The sequence below is a fragment of the Nonomuraea sp. NPDC059007 genome, assembly GCF_042740555.1.
Lineage (GTDB): Bacteria > Actinomycetota > Actinomycetes > Streptosporangiales > Streptosporangiaceae > Nonomuraea.
Genome location: NZ_JBHYJD010000004.1, coordinates 233022 through 251130, shown reverse-complemented (window position 1 = coordinate 251130; position 18109 = coordinate 233022). Strand labels below are relative to the sequence as shown.

At 70.8% G+C, this 18109-nt stretch carries 14 protein-coding genes; 9 read left to right on the top strand and 5 right to left on the bottom strand.

The window, feature by feature from the left end:
- Window positions 1–112 precede the first annotated feature (112 nt).
- The 4 genes from ACFWY5_RS08490 to ACFWY5_RS08475 are packed head-to-tail and all read left to right on the top strand — an operon-like array spanning window position 113 to window position 5444.
- Window positions 113–2521 carry a hypothetical protein gene (locus ACFWY5_RS08490; protein WP_379630935.1) on the top strand — a complete coding sequence of 803 codons (2409 nt, stop codon included), beginning with the start codon at window positions 113–115 and terminating at the stop codon, window positions 2519–2521.
- Window positions 2522–2555: 34 nt separating this feature from the next.
- Window positions 2556–3416, top strand: a complete 861-nt coding sequence (locus ACFWY5_RS08485) for a hypothetical protein (RefSeq protein WP_379630934.1) — start codon at window positions 2556–2558, stop codon at window positions 3414–3416.
- Between the two features lie 42 nt (window positions 3417–3458).
- Entirely contained in the window at window positions 3459–4388 is a 930-nt protein-coding gene (locus tag ACFWY5_RS08480) for a glycosyltransferase family 2 protein (protein WP_379609897.1), read from the top strand.
- Complete coding sequence (locus ACFWY5_RS08475) at window positions 4389–5444, top strand: glycosyltransferase family 4 protein (RefSeq protein ID WP_379630933.1); 1056 nt, start codon at window positions 4389–4391, stop codon at window positions 5442–5444.
- Here the strand turns inward: ACFWY5_RS08475 and ACFWY5_RS08470 are convergent.
- From ACFWY5_RS08470 to ACFWY5_RS08460, 3 genes are read right to left on the bottom strand one after another with little or no spacing between them, the layout of a single operon-like run.
- Complete coding sequence (locus ACFWY5_RS08470; protein WP_379630932.1) at window positions 5351–6304, bottom strand: YbhN family protein; 954 nt, start codon at window positions 6302–6304, stop codon at window positions 5351–5353. The two genes, ACFWY5_RS08475 and ACFWY5_RS08470, sit on opposite strands and share 94 nt — an antisense overlap.
- Before the next feature lie 9 nt (window positions 6305–6313).
- On the bottom strand, window positions 6314–7384 hold the full coding sequence (locus ACFWY5_RS08465) for a hypothetical protein (protein WP_379630931.1): 1071 nt from the start codon (window positions 7382–7384) through the stop codon (window positions 6314–6316).
- A gap of 20 nt (window positions 7385–7404) precedes the next feature.
- Window positions 7405–8481, bottom strand: a complete 1077-nt coding sequence (locus tag ACFWY5_RS08460) for an SPFH domain-containing protein (RefSeq protein ID WP_379630930.1) — start codon at window positions 8479–8481, stop codon at window positions 7405–7407.
- Window positions 8482–8656: 175 nt separating this feature from the next.
- On the opposite strand from ACFWY5_RS08460, the gene ACFWY5_RS08455 reads away from it, so the two are divergent.
- The 4 genes from ACFWY5_RS08455 to ACFWY5_RS08440 all read left to right on the top strand — a co-directional run bounded on the left by ACFWY5_RS08455 (window position 8657) and on the right by ACFWY5_RS08440 (window position 12689).
- Complete coding sequence (locus ACFWY5_RS08455; protein ID WP_379609892.1) at window positions 8657–9472, top strand: methyltransferase domain-containing protein; 816 nt, start codon at window positions 8657–8659, stop codon at window positions 9470–9472.
- The gene (locus ACFWY5_RS08450) at window positions 9469–10365 is read left to right on the top strand and encodes a lysylphosphatidylglycerol synthase domain-containing protein (RefSeq protein WP_379609891.1); all 897 of its coding nucleotides are present in this window, start codon (window positions 9469–9471) and stop codon (window positions 10363–10365) included. Before ACFWY5_RS08455 ends, ACFWY5_RS08450 begins: the two co-directional genes overlap by 4 nt.
- A 93-nt stretch (window positions 10366–10458) precedes the next feature.
- On the top strand, window positions 10459–11577 hold the full coding sequence (locus ACFWY5_RS08445; RefSeq protein ID WP_379609890.1) for a glycosyltransferase family 4 protein: 1119 nt from the start codon (window positions 10459–10461) through the stop codon (window positions 11575–11577).
- A gap of 20 nt (window positions 11578–11597) precedes the next feature.
- Window positions 11598–12689: a sugar phosphate nucleotidyltransferase gene (locus ACFWY5_RS08440; RefSeq protein ID WP_379630929.1), complete on the top strand. Its 1092-nt coding sequence runs from the start codon at window positions 11598–11600 to the stop codon at window positions 12687–12689.
- Between the two features lie 229 nt (window positions 12690–12918).
- Here ACFWY5_RS08440 and ACFWY5_RS08435 read toward each other — a convergent pair whose 3' ends face one another.
- Window positions 12919–13815, bottom strand: a complete 897-nt coding sequence (locus tag ACFWY5_RS08435) for a DNA-3-methyladenine glycosylase family protein (RefSeq protein ID WP_379630928.1) — start codon at window positions 13813–13815, stop codon at window positions 12919–12921.
- A gap of 73 nt (window positions 13816–13888) precedes the next feature.
- Entirely contained in the window at window positions 13889–15415 is a 1527-nt protein-coding gene (locus ACFWY5_RS08430) for an alpha/beta hydrolase (protein WP_379630927.1), read from the bottom strand.
- 137 nt (window positions 15416–15552) lie between these two features.
- Here ACFWY5_RS08430 and ACFWY5_RS08425 point away from each other — a divergent pair, with 137 nt between their 5' ends.
- Window positions 15553–18099, top strand: coding sequence for a bifunctional FO biosynthesis protein CofGH (locus ACFWY5_RS08425; protein WP_379630926.1), 2547 nt, complete (start codon window positions 15553–15555; stop codon window positions 18097–18099).
- Window positions 18100–18109 lie beyond the last annotated feature (10 nt).

The window sequence follows — 18109 nt, the reverse complement described above, 5'->3', positions numbered from 1 at the left end:
CAACGGCCCTCCCCTGTTCACCGCCGTCCGGCCGTACGCTACCGGCTTCCATACGTATCGCGATCTCACGCGGGCGTGTTGTCGGCCTCGTTGGATACCCTCGCGATCAGCGATGGCACCCTCCTGGCTGCGGCCCGACGAGACGCGGAGGCCGTCGGCGGGCCGGGTGCTCGCCACGGCCTCGCTGCTGCCTGCCCTGGCGGTGGCGGGCTGGCTGCTGGCCGGGCTGCCGCTGCTGATGGCGGGGGCGTTCCGGCCGGTGTTCACGGTGGTGCTTGCGCTGCCGGTCATCGCGCTGTTGTGCTGGGCGGGGCTGCGGCGCCTGCCCGAGGCGGTGGAGGCCACCGGGCGGCAGACGGCCGGGGTGCTGGCGATCGCGGTGGGCTCCGGGGTCTTCAACGCGATCTTCCACAGCGAACAGCTCATCGTCCGCCGCGACCCGGCCACCTACGCGCAGTACACCGCCTGGATCGCCGAGCACGGCTCACTGCCCATCCCGTACCAGGAGCAGGCCTTCGGCGGCCCCGACCCGGCGCTCGTCTTCGACAGCGTCGGCTTCTTCGACTTCGGCGGGGCGGTGGTGCCGCAGTTCATGCCGGGCCCGCCCATGCTCTTCTCGGCGGCCGACTGGCTCGGCGGGATGCTGCTCGGGCCTCCGGTGCTGGGGGCGCTGGCGGTGCTCACGGTCGGCGGGGTGGCGGCCCGGCTGGCGGGCGGACGGTGGGCGCCGGTGGCGGCGCTGGCGTTCGCGGTGAGCCTGCCGATCCTCTACACCTCGCGGACCACGTTCAGCGAGATCCCGTCACTGATCCTCCTGTTCGGCGGCCTCTCCCTGGCCCACGACGCCCTGACCCGCATCTGGACCCCCCACCCGGCGGACACGACCGGCCGGCCACGCGTCCTCGGGGCAAGGGCGACGACCCGCCGAACCACCGCCACGCACGTCCTGCCCGGGCAGGACGACCCGGCCGTTCCCGGCAGCGCGAGCGCCGCGAGCGCGACGCCCGGGGATGCCAAGACCCTCACGAGCGAAGAAGCCGCTCCGGAGCTCAGCACCGCAGCGCACGGGCCCGGCACCGCAGGAGCGGTGGCCGGTGGGGAAGGCGCTGATGCCGCCGGAACCGGAACCGGAGCCGGTGGTGCGGGTTCGGCGAGCGATGGGAGCCCGGCGGGGGTGGGTGCGCGGGCTGGGGGTGGTGTAGCCGGGCCGGAGGGTGGGGTTCGGTGGGTTGCCGGGTTGGCGGGGCTGGTGTTCGGGCTGGCCACTCTGGTGCGGATCGACGGGTTGCGGGACGTGCTGCCCGTGCTGGCGTTCGCGGGTCTGCTGGTCGCCATGAGCCGGTTCCGGCGGCCGGTCGGCGTGCTGGGGCTGCCGCTGCTCGGAGGGCTAACGGTGGGAGTCGGGCTGGGGTTTCTGGCGGCCTACACGTTCGCGCGGCCGTACCTGGCCTATCTGTCGCGTTCGGTGGTGCCGCTGCTGCTGATCTGCGGTGTCGTCCTGGTTCTGACGCTCGTGGGTACGGCCGCCGCCCCCCGCCTGGCCCGGATCCGGCTGCCCCGGCGGCTGCCCGAGATCGGCGCGGCGCTGGTGGCCCTGGTGATGGTCGGCTTCGCGGTGCGGCCTTGGGTGCAGACGGTGCATCGGGAGCCGGTGAGCAGGGACGACGTGCGGACGGCCCGGTTCATCGAGGAGACGCAGAAGGCCAACGGCCTGCCGGTCGATGGAACCCGGCTGTACTTCGACGAGTCGCTCTACTGGGTGATCTGGTACGTGGGCGTCCCGGTCGTGGTGCTGGCCACGGTGGCGGCCGCCGTTCTGGTGCGCAGGCTGCTGCGCAACGCCGCCGCGTTCGAGTGGCTGCTGCCGCTGGCCGTCATCGGCTGGACCACCGTCACCACGCTGCTGCGTCCCGAGATCACGCCGGACCAGCCGTGGGCCGCGCGCCGCCTGGTCCCGGTGGTGATACCGGGGCTGATCGTGCTGGCGGTGTGGGGGCTCGACTGGGTGCGTGACAAGACCCGCAGGCTCGGGTACGGCTCGCGGGTCCAGGCCTGGACGGCCGGCGTCGGGACGGTTCTCATCCTGGTCCCGCCGGTCATCACGTCCATCGGCACCGCGTTCACCCCGATCGAGCGGGGCGAGCGCGCGGCCGTGGAGGCGATGTGCCGGGCGATCCCGCGCGACGCCTCCGTCCTGATCATCGAGCGGGTGACGGCCGACCGCTTCACCCAGGTGGTGCGGGGCATGTGCGGCGTCCCGGCCGCCGACGTGCGCCGGGAGGGGAGCTCGGACACGGCCAGGAGAGAAGACGTCGACCGCCTGATCGCCGGGGTCGAACGGGCCGGCCGTACCCCCGTGATCCTCGCGGCGAGCGCGGACCAGGTGCGTTTCTACGGCCCGTTCGAGCAGGTCATGGCCCTGGCCACCCGCCAGGACGAACGGTCGCTGACCGAACCGCCCAACGGCACCTGGAGCCTGCGGATCAACGTCTGGATGTCCCACCCCAAAAACCCCATTTGACCTAGATCATGGGTGATCGCGATTATGTGTCGCCATGAGGCGTACGTGGGTGGTCGCGGCGTTAACGACGGCGCTGGCGACCAGTGGAATGGGCTCGGCCGCGGCCGACAACCCGGCGGACAGCACGCTGGGCGAGACCTCGCTGAACGAGGCTCAGGAGAACAGGGACGCCGAGCCGGGCGCCGGCGACGTGAGCGTCGAGCCCGGGAGCGGCGCGGACGGCGTGGTCGCGGTCGCGGTCTCGCCGCTCCCGACCCCCAAGGCCGCCTGGCCGACGACGGGCCGCCTGACGGTCTACCTGTGCTCCAAGGCCAGTCTCCAGAAGAAGTGCGACGGCCGCGGACCTGGTGACGAGCAGAAGCGGAAGATCGAGCGGCTGCTGAAGCGGCTGTCCGGGCTGTCCGGCGTGCGGTACGTCTCCGAGGACGAGGCCTACCGCAACGCCCGCGAGGACGGCCTGCGCGTGCGGAAGGGCGCCATCCCGGCTTCCTTCCGGGCGGAGGTCAAGGTCCCGAACGTGAACCTGGGCCCGAAGCTGGAGAAGCTGCCCGGGATCACCACGGCCAGGGTCTGGCGGACGGACTTCTGGGCCGGGAGGGCGCAGGCGAAGGTCGAGCTCTGCGGTCCGGCCAACTGCCCGGGGCGCGGCGCGATCACCGACCACGAGCGGGACGCGGTCTTCGAGGCGCTGCGCACGCTGCAGGGCGTGAAGAAGGTCTACCTGGAGTCGCGCCGGCACGCGATCGACAACTGGCGGCGCGTCACCTACGAGAACCGGACGCCCGCCGTGGGCGAGTACTTCCATCTCGTGCTGACGGACTCGTCGGTGTTCGAGCAGATTCGGCCTGCTCTGCGGGGTCTTCCGGGGGTGGATCAGGTTTCCCGGCATCGCTGATGTGGACGCCGCGTTCCGTTGGGCAGAGTAACCTCGACCCACGTGAGCACGCCTGAGACCCCCCAGAGTGGACCCGCCGTGGAAGAAGCGCCGTACGTCACGATCGTCCTGCCTTGCTACAACGAGCAGGATCATGTCATCGACGAGGTCGAGCGAATCACCGAGGCGATGGACTCCAGCGGCTACACCTACGAGCTCGTGGCCGTCGACGACTGCTCGACGGACGCGACGCTGGCGAAGCTGCAGGAGGCCGCCCCGCGATTCCCGAACATGCGGATCCGGGCGTTCCACCGTAACGGGGGATCGGGCACCGTACGCAGGATCGGCACCCAGGAGGCGCGCGGCGAGATCGTCGTGTGGACCGACGCCGACATGACCTACCCGAACGAGCGCATCCCCGACCTGGTCCAGATTCTGGAGAAGGACCTGACGATCGACCAGGTCGTGGGCGCGCGCACGTCGGAGGAGGGCTCGCACAAGCTGCTGCGGGTGCCGGCCAAGTGGGTGATCAGGAAGGTCGCCGAGAAGCTCGCCGGGCAGAAGATCCCGGATCTCAACTCCGGTCTGCGGGCCTTCCGCAAGTCGGTGGCGCGGCCGTACCTGCGGCTGCTGCCGCCCGGGTTCTCGTGTGTCACGACGATCACGCTGTCGTTCCTGTCGAACCAGCACGACGTCTACTACCTGCCGATCGGCTACGCCAAGCGGGCGGGCAAGTCGAAGTTCAGCTTCGTCTCCGACGCCTACCGCTACATCCTGCAGGTCCTGCGGATGATCATGTACTTCAACCCGCTGAAGGTCCTGATGCCGCCGGCGTTGTGGCTGGTCGGCATCGGGTTCGTCAAGGGCGTGTGGGACATGGTCCAGCATCCCTTCTACTTCCCGGCCAACACCGTGATGATCTTCCTGTCGGGCATGCTGATCGGCGCCGTCGCGCTGCTGGCCGACCTGATCGTGCGGAGCAGGGGAGAGTAGGTGCGGATCGCGATCGTCGGCCCGACGTACCCGTACAAGGGCGGCGGGGCGCAGCACACCACCGAGCTGGCGCACCGGCTGAGCGCGCTGGGGCACGACGTGGTGATCGAGTCGTGGAAGGCCCAGTATCCGGGCTTTCTTTACCCCGGTCAGCAGACGATCTCGGCTCCTGAGGGCCGGCCGTACCCGAAGACGCTGCGCAGGCTCGACTGGCGGCGGCCGGACGGATGGGTGGCGTGCGGACGGCGGTTGCGCGGCGCTGACCTGGTGATTTTCGCGGTGCTCAGCCCTGTGCAGGTGCCTGCTTATTTGGGGATTTTGTACGGCATGGCGGGCAAGACCACGGCGGTGGCGCTGTGCCACAACGTGTTGCCGCACGAGCGCAAGCCGTATGACAGGCCGCTGATGAAGGCGCTGCTCAAGCGGGTCGACAGGGTGCTCACACACTCGGATCAGCAGGCCGCGCTGGCAAGAGAGCTCACGGCCAAGCCGGTCCGGGTGGCTGCGATGGCACCCCACCTTCCCTCGAAAAATGCCGAAAAATCGGGGCAAGTCCACAACAATCTGCTCTTCTTTGGGATCGTCCGGCCGTACAAAGGGCTGGATCTCCTGCTCAGGGCGTTGCCGGACGGGGTCGGGCTGACCGTCGCCGGGGAGTTCTGGGGCGGGCTGGAGGAGACCGAGCGGCTCATCTCCGAGCTGGGCATCGGCGACCGGGTGGAACTGCGGCCCGGGTATGTGGCCGCCGATGACGTGCCGGAGCTCTTCGCCCGCGCCGACGCCCTGGTCCTGCCCTACCGCAACGCCACCGCCAGCCAGAACGTGTGGCTCGGCCACGAGCACGGCGTCCCGGTGATCGCCACCCGCGTGGGCGCGCTCGCCGACCACATCACCGACGGCGTGGACGGCCTGCTGGTCGAGCCGGAGGACGTCGAAGGGCTCAGGAAGGCGATCGAGCGGCTCTACGCCGACCCGGTCGGGTTGCGCTCCGGGGTCAAGTCGGTGGACCCGGAGCCGTTCTGGTCGGCGTACGCGGCGGCCTTGCTGGAGTCCTGACGGCCCAGCAGGAAGGCGACTCCGGCCGCGACGGCGTCGGCCAGCGTGAAGGCCACGCGCGACAGCAGCGCCACCGCGAAGGCGGCGCCCGTGCCGATCAGCGGAGTGAACACCAGCACCAGCGCGCCCTCGCGCACGCCCACCCCGGCCGGCACCACGAACGTCAGCAGCCCGGTCGCCCAGGCGAAGGCGTAGGCGCCGGTCGCCAGCACGTAGAGGTCCCACCGGCCGGCCAGCAGCATGGTGTGCACGCCGTAGATCAGCCAGCCGAGCGCCGTCCACGCCACGGCCACCAGCACGGTACGGCCCGGCAGCACGCTCTCCAGCGGCTCCTTGCGCGCCAGCCGCAACGCAAGATTGAGCCCCCAGGTCAGCACCTTGGGATGCAGGCAGACCACGATGACCGGGACGATGAGCAGCAGGTACCAGGCCTTGCGCAGCGCCTCGTGCGTGGCCAGGGTGGCCGCGGCGATCGTCAGCGCCACCCCGAGGTTGATCACCAGCGCGAGCGAGATGCACGCGAACGTACGCCGCGGCGGGCTGCCGTGGTCGCGCCCGAGATCCATCATGGCCGCGTAGGCCCAGACCGAGCCCGGGATGTACTTGCCCAGCTGGCCCACGAACATGATCCGCCCGCTCACCCGCAACGACAGCGGCGAGCCCAGCCCGGCCAGCACCTCCCGCCAGGCCACCAGCATGCAGAACTGCCCGGCCAGGACCGCGGCGAACGCCCCCGCCAGCGCCCAGGGCGACAGGCCGGACAGCGCGGCCGTGGTCTCACCCCAGTTCTTGGCCAGGCCGTACCCGAGAAATCCGAGCGCGACCAGGGCGAGCAGGACACGCAGCAGGCGGCGGAGCATTCGCCAAATCTACGCGCGGTTGGCGATGATTAGCCAGACGACGAGCCCGATGAGCGCGGCGGCCGCCAGCGCGGTAAGGGTGATTTTGACCCAGCTGTAGGGGCGCTGGCCCTGAACCTCCCCGGTGACGCCGTTGATGAGCACCTGGTAGGTCTTGCCGCCGAACAGGTAGCAGCCGATCCACACCGGCAGCAGCAGGAGCTTGAACCTGACATCGGTGTACGTCGTGTCGACCGTGCTCACGCGCTGCTCGTCGCCGCCGATGTCCCGGCGGCAGTCCTGCTCGATGACCTCGGCCATCTCCTGCTTGGCGGCCTCGATGCCCTGTTCCGGCTCGACCTCGTAGCGCAGGGTGTGGTGGCCGGAGATGTAGGCGGGCTCGAAGGGGAGGGCCTGGCCGGTGGGCCACGGTTCCAGCTCGGCCAGTTGCTCGGGGGTGACCCGGTGGGTCGCGGGCACGAGCACGTCGTCGAAGTGGCGCGAGACCGTGCCGGAGGCCGGCCACCAGCGGGTCTTGCGCACCCGGCGGGTCTTGGTCTGGCCGTTCTCCGTGTAGGTCTGGGTGACGTAGTAGTGCTCGCCGCGCGAGCCGGTGTAGTCGGAGGTGGTGCCGGAGTCGAAGGTCCAGTGCGGGACATACGTGGACTTCATCGACTCCGCCTCGCTGACCTTCTTGAGGCGGTTCGGGGCGAACCAGCGGGACTTCACCCAGCCGCGCAGGGCCGTGCGCGAGCCGTTCTTGTCCAGCGCGAACGGGACCACGGCCTCGGGCGCGATCTGGTCGCCCGCCGTCGTGTCCGCGACCAGCGCGGCGCCGCAGAACTGGCAGCTCTTCGACAGCGCGTCGCTCTCCGTGCGCGCGCCGCACCCTGGACAGGCACTCTGGTGTACGGCTACCGCCGCCACCCGCGGCTTGGCCAGGAAGGCGGCGTAGTCGTGCTCGCGCACGGCCCGTTCCGGGGCGGCGATGCGCTGCTCGAAGCCGCAGTACGGGCAGCGCTGGACGCTGGTGCCCGGGGCGTAGGCGACGCTCGCGCCACAGCCCGAGCACGGATGGGTGGTCGGTGCGGGGGAGGACAAATCCGGAGCCTTTCTGCGGTTCAGGCGGGCGGCAGCGGCGGGGGCGTCTGGGCGAGCAGCCCGGCGAGTTCGGGGACGTCGCGGGCGGGCGACCACTGCGCCATCCCGGCCTTCCACACCAGCGTCTCGGGGGTGAGGCCGGAGAGTGCTTCCTGGTCGTAGGGGCCCTTGCGCTCGCCGCCGACGCCGACGTACCACTGCGCGGACGGCAGGGGCGGCGGCGTGGCGCGCGGTGGTGCGGCGGCCGGTGGTGCGGCGGGCGGTGCGAAGGCCGAGGCGGCGGCCTGGCCCGCCACCATGCCGACTCCGAGTCCCATGGCGCCGTTGGGGTTCTCCGCGGCGGCCTCCACCGCGTTGGCCGCCTGGAACTGGGAGTAACGTCCCAGGTCGCCGACGATGCCCATCTGGGTGCGCTTGTCCAGCGCCTGCTCGACCTCGGGCGGCAGCGAGATGTTCTCGATGCTGAAGTTCGGGATCGAGATGCCCACCCCCGCCAGGTCGGCGCTGAGCACCTCGGCCAGGCGGCGGCCCATCTCGTGCTGCTTGGCGGCCAGGTCGAGCACGGGCATCCCGGCCGTGGCCAGCGCGGGCGCGAGCCGGCTGACGATCATTTGGCGGAGGTAGCCCTCGACCTCCTCGGTCCTGAACTGCTGGTCGGTCCCGGCCAGCTCGGTCAGCAGCTTCCTGGCGTCGATGACGCGGGCGGAGTAGGCGCCGAAGGCGCGCAGCCGGATGGGGCCGAACTCGGCGTCCCTGATCATGACGGGGTTCTGGGTGCCCCACTTGAAGTCGCTGAACTGGCGGGTGCCGACGAAGTACACCTCGGCCTTGAAGGGGGAGTGGAAGCCGTGCTTCCAGCCCTTGAGCGTGGACAGGATCGGCAGGTTCTGGGTTTCCAGCGTGTACGTGCCGGGCGGGAAGATGTCGGCGATCTGGCCCTCGTTGACGAAGACCGCGACCTGCGACTCGCGCACGACCAGGCGCGCGCCCATCTTGATCTCGTTCTCGTAGCGGGGGAAACGCCAGACGATGGTGTCGCGGCTGTCGTCGAGCCATTCGACGATGTCGACGAACTCGCCCCGGATCTTGTCGAACACGCCCACATTTCCCCCAACGGTCGGAAATAACTGGCGGGCACGCTACCAAAGGGCGTTTGACAACTGGTTAACGCGCGAGCCCGGTACCCTTGGGCAGCATGGCCGGGACTGAGCCCGGCGCACGGAGCGGAGTGAACGAGCGCCCGCGCGGCGGTGGAGGAACGGCTAGCGACCCATGAGCAGGCAACAGCAGCTCGAATACTCCGAGTTCCAGGCGGCGATGCTCGACGAGGGCAAGCGCCGCCGCAAGGCCGCGAAGATCATCGCGGTGCTGGAGCACTTCCACGGGCCGCTGGCGGGGCTCACCGTGGGCGACGTGGGCTGTTCGGCCGGATTCATCGCCGACGAACTGGCCGACGCCGGCGCCAAGCACACGCTGGGCATCGACATCGACGTGCCCGGCCTGCGCAAGGCCGCCGACCGCTTCGGCGAGCGGGTGGCGTTCGTCTGCGGTGACGGCACGGCGCTGCCGTTCCCCGACCGCTCGGTTGACGTGCTGGTCTTCAACCACATCTACGAGCACGTGGTCGACCCCGACGCGGTCGTCGCCGAGATGCACCGGGTCCTGGCCGACGACGGCGTCCTCTACCTCGGCCTCGGCAACCGGCTCGGCATCATGGAACCGCACTACAAGCTGCCGTTCCTGTCCTACCTGCCGCCGTCGCTGGCCGACCGCTACGTGCGCGCCTTCGGCCGCGCCGACCACTACTACGAGCGCTTCCGCACCCGGCGCGGGCTCAAGCGCATGCTGCGCGCCTTCCACGTCTGGGACTACACCTTTCCCGTGCTGGCCACGCCGACCCGCTTCGCCGGTGGGGAACTGTTCCCCGGTGTGCTGGGCAAGGTGGTGCGGGCCGTACTGGCGAAAACCCCCCGTGAGGTGCTCAAGCTGCTCCTCCCGGTCGTGCCGACCTACCTGTGGGTGGCCACCAAGACGCCGCGCCGTCCGCGCGGCGCCGCACTCCCGCAGCCGCCGGAAAGAGTGCATTGAGTACGGCGGAGCCGCGCACGGCACGCCGCTCCGTGGTGAAGAAGGTGGTCAGGTTCGGCTTCCTGGCCATCGCCCTGGGCTTCGGCACCTGGGCGGTCGCCTCCCAGTGGGACGCCGTGACCGCCGGGTTCGCGAAGCTGTCGTGGCCCATGGTCGCCGCCTCGCTGGTCGCGGTCGTCGCGGCGCTGCTGGGCGCGATGCTCACGTGGCGCACGCTCCTCGCCGACCTGGGCTCGCCGCTGCCTTTCAGGTCCGCGGCCAAGGTCTTCTTCGTGGGCCAGCTCGGCAAGTACATTCCCGGCGCGGTCTGGCCGGTGATCGCACAGATGGAGATGGGCCGCGACCTCGGTGTGCCCCGGTCGCGCAGCGCCGCGGCGTTCTTCCTGATGATGCCGATCCAGCTGGCCACCGGCCTGCTCGTCACGCTCGGCACCCTCGGCTGGGACCGCTACGGCTGGCTGCTGCTGGTCCTCCCGGTGATCCTCGTGCTGCTGGAGCCCAAGGTCATCAACGCGGTGATCGGGTTCGGGCTGCGCAGGCTCAAGCGCGAGCCGCTCGAACGCCCGCTCACCCGGCGCGGCATGCTGACCGCGCTCGGCTGGGCGCTGGCCGGGTGGGCCGCCTACGGGGTGCACCTGTACTTCGTCGCGCCGCAGACCGGGCTGCTCTTCGCGATCGGCGCGTTCGCGCTGTCGTGGTGCCTGGGCATCCTGACGTTCGTCGTGCCCGCGGGGGCGGGGGTGCGCGAGGTGGCCATGGTGGCGGTGCTGTCACCGGTCATGGATCGGGGCTCGGCGATCGCCGTGGCCCTTGTGTCGCGGATTGTCATCATCGTCGGTGATCTGATCTGCGCGGGTATCGCCGGATTCGTTGCGCGTCGCGACCGTGTGTGATTTGGACCACGTTTTTGGGGACGCTGGTCTTAGGCTGAACAAGAGAGGGGGACAACCGGTCCCACGTTGATCTTGAGGGGAGAAGATCTTCGTATGCCTCGTGTGCTTGTCGACGCCGCCGCGGTCCCCGCTGACCGCGGTGCGTTGATCCGATATGTAGACGGCCTCATCGGCGCCCTTCACCGGGCCGGGGCCGACCTCGCGGTGGTCTGCCAGCGTTCCGACGCGGAGCGTTACGCCAGGCTGGCGCCCTCGGCGCGGATCCTGCCCGGACCCGTCGCCATCACCAACCGGGCCACCAGGCTCGCCTGGGAGCAGACCGGGGTACCCCTGCTCGCCCGGCAGGCCGGTGCCGACGTGATCCACGCGCCCTACTACTCCATCCCGCTGCGCTCCGGCCTGCCGACGGTGGTGACCGTCCACGACGTCACCTGGTTCACCGAGCCCGACCAGCACGGCACGGTCAAAGCGTCCTTCTTCCGCTCGGCCACCCGCACCGCCGTGCGACACGCCCGGCGGGTCATCGTGCCCTCCAAGGCCACCCGCGACGAACTCGTCCGCGTCCTGGCCGCCGACCCCACTCGCATCGACGTCGCCTACCACGGCGTCGACCAGGAGATCTTCCACCCGCCGACCGAGGAGGAGACCCGGCGCGCGGCCGAGCGGTGCGGACTGCACGACCAGCGCTACGTGGCCTTCCTCGGCGCGCTGGAACCGCGTAAGAACGTTCCCAACCTCATCCGCGGCTTCGCCATGGCCGTCAAGAGCCTGCCCGACCCGCCCGCGCTGGTGATCGGCGGCGGCGTGCACGAGGACGACGTCGACGCCGCCTGCCGCGAGGTCGAGGCCACGGTCAGGGTCATCCGCCCCGGCTACCTGCGCAGCCCCGACCTGCGCGGGTTCCTCGGCGGCGCGCTGGTGGTGGCCTTCCCGTCGAAGGGCGAGGGCTTCGGGCTCCCGGTGCTGGAGGCGATGGCCTGCGGCACGCCCGTGCTGACCACCCACCGCACCTCGCTGCCCGAAGTGGGCGGGGACGCGGTGGCGTACAGCGAGCCGGACGCCGACAGCATCGCCACGGCGCTCGGCCAGCTCCTGGCCTCCTCCGAACGGCGGGCGCAGCTCCACCGGGCCGGGCTGGCGCGGGCCCGCGAGTTCACCTGGGACGCCTCGGCCGAGGCGCATCTCAGCTCCTATCAACGGGCGGTCGAATAGTTGGATAACCTCGCGGAGTGATGGAGAGCTCTTTGCCAGGCCTCGAGGCGATCCTCCTGGTCGGGGGCCAGGGCACGCGCCTGCGCCCGCTGACACTGGGCACGCCCAAGCCGCTGCTGCCGACCGCCGGTGTGCCGTTCCTGGCGCACCAGCTCGCGCGCGCCCGCTCGTTCGGGGTGCGCCGCATCGTGTTCGCCACCTCCTACAAGGCGTCGATGTTCGAGCCGGTCTTCGGCGACGGCGCCGACTTCGGGCTCAAGCTGGAGTACATGACCGAGGAGACGCCCCTCGGCACCGGCGGCGCCATCCGCAACGCCGCCCAAGCCCTGACCGTCTCCTCCGACGCGCCCGTCCTCGTGCTCAACGGCGACATCCTGTCCGGCCACGACATCGGCGACCAGATACGCGCTCACGTGGACCGGCAGGCCGCCGTCACCCTCCATCTCACCGAGGTCGACGACCCGACCCGGTTCGGCTGCGTGCCCACCGACTCCACGGGCCGGGTCACCGCCTTCCTGGAGAAGACCCCCAACCCGGTCACCAACCGCATCAACGCGGGCTGCTACGTCTTCACCCGGTCGGTGATCGACTCGATTCCCGCCGGGGAGGTCGTGTCCGTCGAACGGCAGACCTTCCCCGGGCTCATCGAGTCGGGCGAACTCGTGCTCGGTTACGCCGACCGTACGTACTGGCTGGACGTCGGCACACCGGCGGCGCTCGTCCAGGGCTCGCGCGACCTCGTACTCGGCAAGCTCGCCTCACCCGCGCTACCCGGCCCGACCGGCGAGCACCTGGCATTGCCCGGCGCCCTCCTGTCTCCGGAGGCCAAGGCGGTGGGCGGCACCGTCGTGGGCGCCGGGGCCCGGGTCGAGGCGGGTGCCACGGTGACCGGCAGCATCCTGCTGGACGACTGCGTGGTCGGCGCCGGCGCCACGGTGACCGACTCGGTGGTGGGCGCGGGAGCCCGGATCGCCGCCGGCGCGGTGGTACGCGACGCGCTGATCGGCGACCGGGCGGTGGTGGGAGCGGGCAACGAACTGCAGGCGGGCATCCGGGTATGGCCCGACATCCAGCTCCCGGACTGCGCCGTCCGCTACTCCAGCGACGTCTAACCCCACCCAAACACGCGCCCCCGGGCACGCGGGCGCCCCGGGCACGGGCTGTCTGTGTGCTTGGGTGCCCCAAGCTTGGGGTGGCCTCCGCTCCGGGGTTCCGCGGGCTGTCCGGGGATGCCCGAGGGGCGCTGCTGTGGTCCCCCGGCAGGGAGTTGCCGGAAGGTGGTGCGGGGGCTTGGCGTGTGGTGATGCGGGTTCTGGCGTGAGGAGTCTGGGCGAGGTGAGGCTAGAAGGTGCGGTAGTCGCGGATGGGCATGCGGGGGCCTCGGGGTGGGGGGCGGAGGCCGGTTAGGCCGATCAGGACGGTTGCGCGGTGGCGGTGGCCGGTGTAGGGCTCCAGGAGGCGCATCATGCCGGGGTCGTCCGTCTTTTCGCCGGTCAGTGCGTAGCCGACGATTTTGGCCAGGTGGAAGTCGCCGATGCTGACGGCGTCCGGGTCGCCGAAGGCGCGCTGGCGGACTTCGGCGGAGGTCCACACGCCGATGCCGGGGAGGGTGCGCAGGAGGCGGTCGGCTTCGGCGCTGGTCTTCGCGGATTCTAGTTTTGTCGCGTGCCAGGCCGCCGTCGCGATGGTTTTCGCGCGTACGGCTTCCGCCCCCGACCGGTGCCACGCCCAGGCGGGGATCTCGCGCCAGACGGCGGGTTCCGGCACTACGCGCATGCCTTCTGGGGCCGGGCCGGGGGCCGGTTCGCCGTAGCGGTTGAGTAGCCAGCGCCAGGCCCGCCACGCCTCGCGGCCGACGACCTTCTGCTCCAGGACGGCGGGCACGAGGGCTTCCATGACGCGGCCGGTACGCCCGATCCGCAATCCCCGGTGTTTGCGGAAAACGTCCTCCAACACCGCATGTTTTACGGTAAATCCGGAAATGTCGTCGTCGGCCCCTACCAACCCGGGCAACGATTCCAGCAGCCAGTCCGCTCCGGGGCCCCAGGCGTGGCCGTACACGGTGGCGGATGTGAGGGAGACGCGCAGGGTGCCGGGGCCGGCGGGCGTGCGGGACGTGCGCCAGATCGCGCCGTCGCGCCCCTGCCGCCAGGTGGGGTCGCCGCCGCCGTGCCGGTGCGGGCCCACGACGAGGCCCACGTCAACGGGCTCGTCCGGCGTCCACGCTCGCTCTTTCACGTCTCCAGTGTGCCCGTACCCGCGCGGCCTGGACGACCGCGCGGGTCAAGGGGACGGCGTCAGCCGTACCGGATCAGGAAGGGAAACCCCATCCGGGGGTGCCGGGCTTCGGCGGCGTGAACTCCCGCAGAGACCTGACCTCGGACGGCGGCACCGCGGGACAGCGGGCGCCGGGCGCGGGCAGGCGCTGGGAGAGCAGGTACGCGTCGATCGTCCCGGTCGCGCAGGCGCCGCGGCCGTAGACGATGTGGCCCCAGCCTTCGTAGGTGAGCAGCCGGCCCGAGCGGCCGAGCTGCCGCGCGGTGCCGAGCGCCCACGGGTAGACCGTGGCCGGGTCGTGCAGCGAGTTGGCCACCAGCAGCGGGGTCTTGGTGCGGACCTTCAGGTCGTGCTGCGGGTTGGGGATCGGGGCGGGCTGGCCAAGGCAGGAGACGACCGGGAAGATCGCCAGGCTGCTGTAGCGCATGTCGGGCGCGATCTTGCTCTGGCGGCGGACGTGTGAGTTCCACTCGCGGTAGTCGCGCACGGGCAGGCGGAAATCCAGGCAGAAGATCTGGAACGGGTTCGGCTGGACCTCCTGTGTACGGTCGACGGCCGGGGTCAGGGCGCCGTCCCTCAGCGTCCCGGTGCTGAGCAGCTCGTCGATGCCCTGGGAGAGCCGCGGCCAGCCGCGCGGGTCGTAGAAGTTGCCGACCGCGAAGGAGATGATCTCGAAGGCGGTGACCTTCACGTCGGGCTGTCCCGGCGGGTGGATCTCGCCGCGGTCGGCGCGGGCCAGGAGGTCCTTCCAGATCGCCCGCAGGTCCTTGCCGTGCTGCAGGCAGGAGGCCTCACGCTCGCACCAGGCGGCGAACTCGTCGAACGCGTCCTGCGCGCCCCACGTCTCGGTGTCCATGAAGCCGCGGGTGCCGAGGCTGTGGTCCATGGTGCTGTCGAGCGTCAGCGCGCGTACACGCTGGGGGAAGTTCTCGGCGTAGAGCTGGCCGAGCAGGGTGCCGTAGGAACCGCCCCAGTAGGTGATCTGACGCTCGCCGAGCGCGGCGCGGAAGGCGTCGAGGTCCTTGGCGGTGCTGAGCGAGTCGACGTGGTCGAAGACCGGGCCGGTGCGGGCCCGGCAGTCGGCGCGCAGCCGCTCGTTGTAGGCCAGCCGCTTGTCGAAGTCGGCCTGGTTCCGCATCAGCGGGTGGGGCGACTCGGCCAGCACCGAGGTGGAGCACACCACCGGGTTGCTGCGGTTGGTGCCGCGCGGGTCGAGGCCGACGACGTCGAAGCGGCGCAGGAGCGCGGGGCTGAGGTACTGCGGGGCGAAAAGCACCTCTTCCACTCCGGACCCGCCGGGCCCGCCGGCACCCAGCACGAACGCGCCGATCCTGGCGGCCGGGTCGGTGGCCTTGCGCCGCGCCACGCCGACGTTGAAGGTGCCGCTCGCCGGGTTGTTCCAATCCACGGGTACGGCCAGCGTCCCGCACTCCACGGCCGGATCCTCCGGGCACGGAGCCCAGGCGATGGACGGCTTGGCCGGCGTCGCGGCCGAGGCCGTGGGCGCCAGAAGGGACAGGGGAACCAACAGCCCTGTTAAAAGGGCGGCGAATCTTCGCATGACTTGATCATCAGTTGCGGAACCCGGTCAGGGAAAGGGACTTGAGGAGGGTTGGAGGAGTAGGCCCTAGGGAGGAGTGGGCGTCATACCGAGGGCTGGGTGCGCTCCAGAGACTCAGAGGGTCGTATCGTGCCGCTATGACTGTGGTCAGTGATTCCGCTCTGCGCCGGGCGCTCGCCCGCGCCCGCGATGGCAAGGCACTCGACGTCACCGAGGCGACCGTTCTGCTGCACGCCCGCGACGGGCACCTCGACACTTTGCTCGAACACGCCGGACGGGTGCGTGACGCCGGGCTGCGCAACGCCGGGCGGGACGGGGTGATCACGTACAGCAAGAACGTGTTCATCCCGCTGAGCCGGTTGTGCCGCGACCGCTGCGGCTATTGCACGTTCGCGACGGCCCCGCACAAGCTGCCCGCGCCGTTCCTCAGCCCCGACGAGGTGCTGGAGATCGCCCGGCAGGGCGCCGCCTTGGGATGCAAGGAAGCGTTGTTCACGCTCGGCGACCGTCCCGAGGACCGCTGGCACCAGGCGCGCGAGTGGCTGGACGCGCACGGCTACGACGACACGATCTCCTACGTCCGCGCGATGGCGATCCGGGTGCTGGAGGAGACCGGCCTGCTGCCGCACCTGAACCCGGGCGCGCTCACCTGGCGCGACTTCCAGCGGCTGAAGCCGGTCGCCGGGTCGATGGGGATGATGCTGGAGACCACCTCCACGCGGTTGTTCACCGAGAAGGGCGAGGCCCACTACGGCTCGCCGGACAAGGACCCCGCGGTGCGGCTGCGGGTGCTGGAGGACGCCGGCCGGTCGAACGTGCCGTTCACGACCGGCGTGCTGATCGGCATCGGCGAGACCGTCCAGGACCGCGCCGAGTCGATCTTCGCGATCAGGAAGGTCGCCCGCGAGTACGGCGGCGTCCAGGAGGTCATCGTCCAGAACTTCCGCGCCAAGCCGGACACGGCGATGCGCGGCATGCCCGACGCCGACCTGCGCGAACTGGCGGCGACCATTGCCGTCGCGCGGCTGGTGCTCGGCCCGAGGATGCGCATCCAGGCGCCCCCGAACCTCATCGGCGGCGAGTTCGAGCTGATGGTCAGGGCCGGCATCGACGACTGGGGCGGCGTCTCGCCGGTGACCCCCGACCACGTCAGCCCCGAGCAGCCGTGGCCGCAGATCGACGACCTGGCCGAGCGCACCGCCGCCGCCGGGTACGGCATGCGCGAGCGCCTGACCCTCTACCCCGAGTACGTGCTGGCCGGCGAGCCCTGGATCGACCCCCGCGTGATGGCGCACATCAGCGCGCTGGCCGACCCGGAGACCGGCCTGGCCAAGGAGGACGCGGTCCTGAAGGGCATCCCCTGGCAGGAGCCGGACGGCGGCTTCTCCGCCTCCGGCCGGGTGGATCTGCACACCGCCGTGGACACCGAGGGCCGGACGAACGATCGCCGCGACGACTTCGACAACGTCTACGGCGACTGGGACGCGCTGCGCGAGCGGCTGCCCGCCGCCGCGCCCGCGGCGATCCTGGGCGACCTGAGCCAGGCGCTGCGCCGCGCCGAGTCCGACCCGGCCGGGCTGAGCGACGCCGAGGCGGTGGCGCTGCTCGGCGCCGACGGCCCGGCCCTCGACGAGCTGGCCCGCATCGCCGACGACCTGCGCCGCGAGGCCGCCGGGGACGACGTGACCTTCGTGGTCAACCGGAACATCAACTTCACCAACGTCTGCTACACCGGCTGCCGCTTCTGCGCCTTCGCCCAGCGGCGTACCGACGCCGACGCCTACACGCTCAGCCTCGACCAGGTCGCCGACCGGGCCGCCGAGGCGTGGCAGGCGGGCGCGACCGAGGTGTGCATGCAGGGCGGCATCCACCCCGACCTGCCGGGCACCGCCTACTTCGACATCGCCAAGGCGGTCAAGGCGCGTACCCCGGACATGCACGTGCACGCGTTCTCGCCGATGGAGGTGGTCAACGGGGCCAGCCGTACCAACCTGTCGATCGAGGACTGGCTGCACGCGGCCAAGGAGGCCGGGGTCGACTCGCTGCCCGGCACCGCCGCGGAGATCCTTGACGACGACGTGCGCTGGGTCCTGACCAAGGGCAAGCTGCCGACCAGGGAGTGGGTCGAGGTGATCACCACCGCGCACAAGGTCGGCCTGCCGACGACCTCCACGATGATGTACGGCCACGTCGACAACCACCTGCACTGGGTCAAGCACATCAAGCTGATCAGGAGCCTGCAGCAGGAGACCGGCGGCTTCTCGGAGTTCGTGCTGCTGCCGTTCGTGCACCACAGCGCCCCGATCTACCTGGCCGGCATCGCCCGGCCCGGCCCGACCGCGCAGGAGAACCGCGCCGTGCACGCGCTGGCCAGAATCCTCCTGCACGGCTCGATCAAGAACATCCAGTGCTCGTGGGTGAAGCTCCAGGACGACCTGTGCCGGCAGGTGCTCCAGGGCGGCGTCAACGACCTGGGCGGCACGCTGATGGAGGAGACGATCAGCCGCATGGCCGGTTCCGAGAACGGCTCCTACAAGACGATCACGGAGATCGGCGAGATGGTCGCGCCGACCGGCCGTCCGCTCCACCAGCGCACCACCGGGTACGGCCGGCCGGACGCGGAAAGGCTGGCCGCTTCGGCCAAGAGCGACGGCGTCTGCCGTAGCGTCCTGCGGATCGTTTAGTTATAACAAG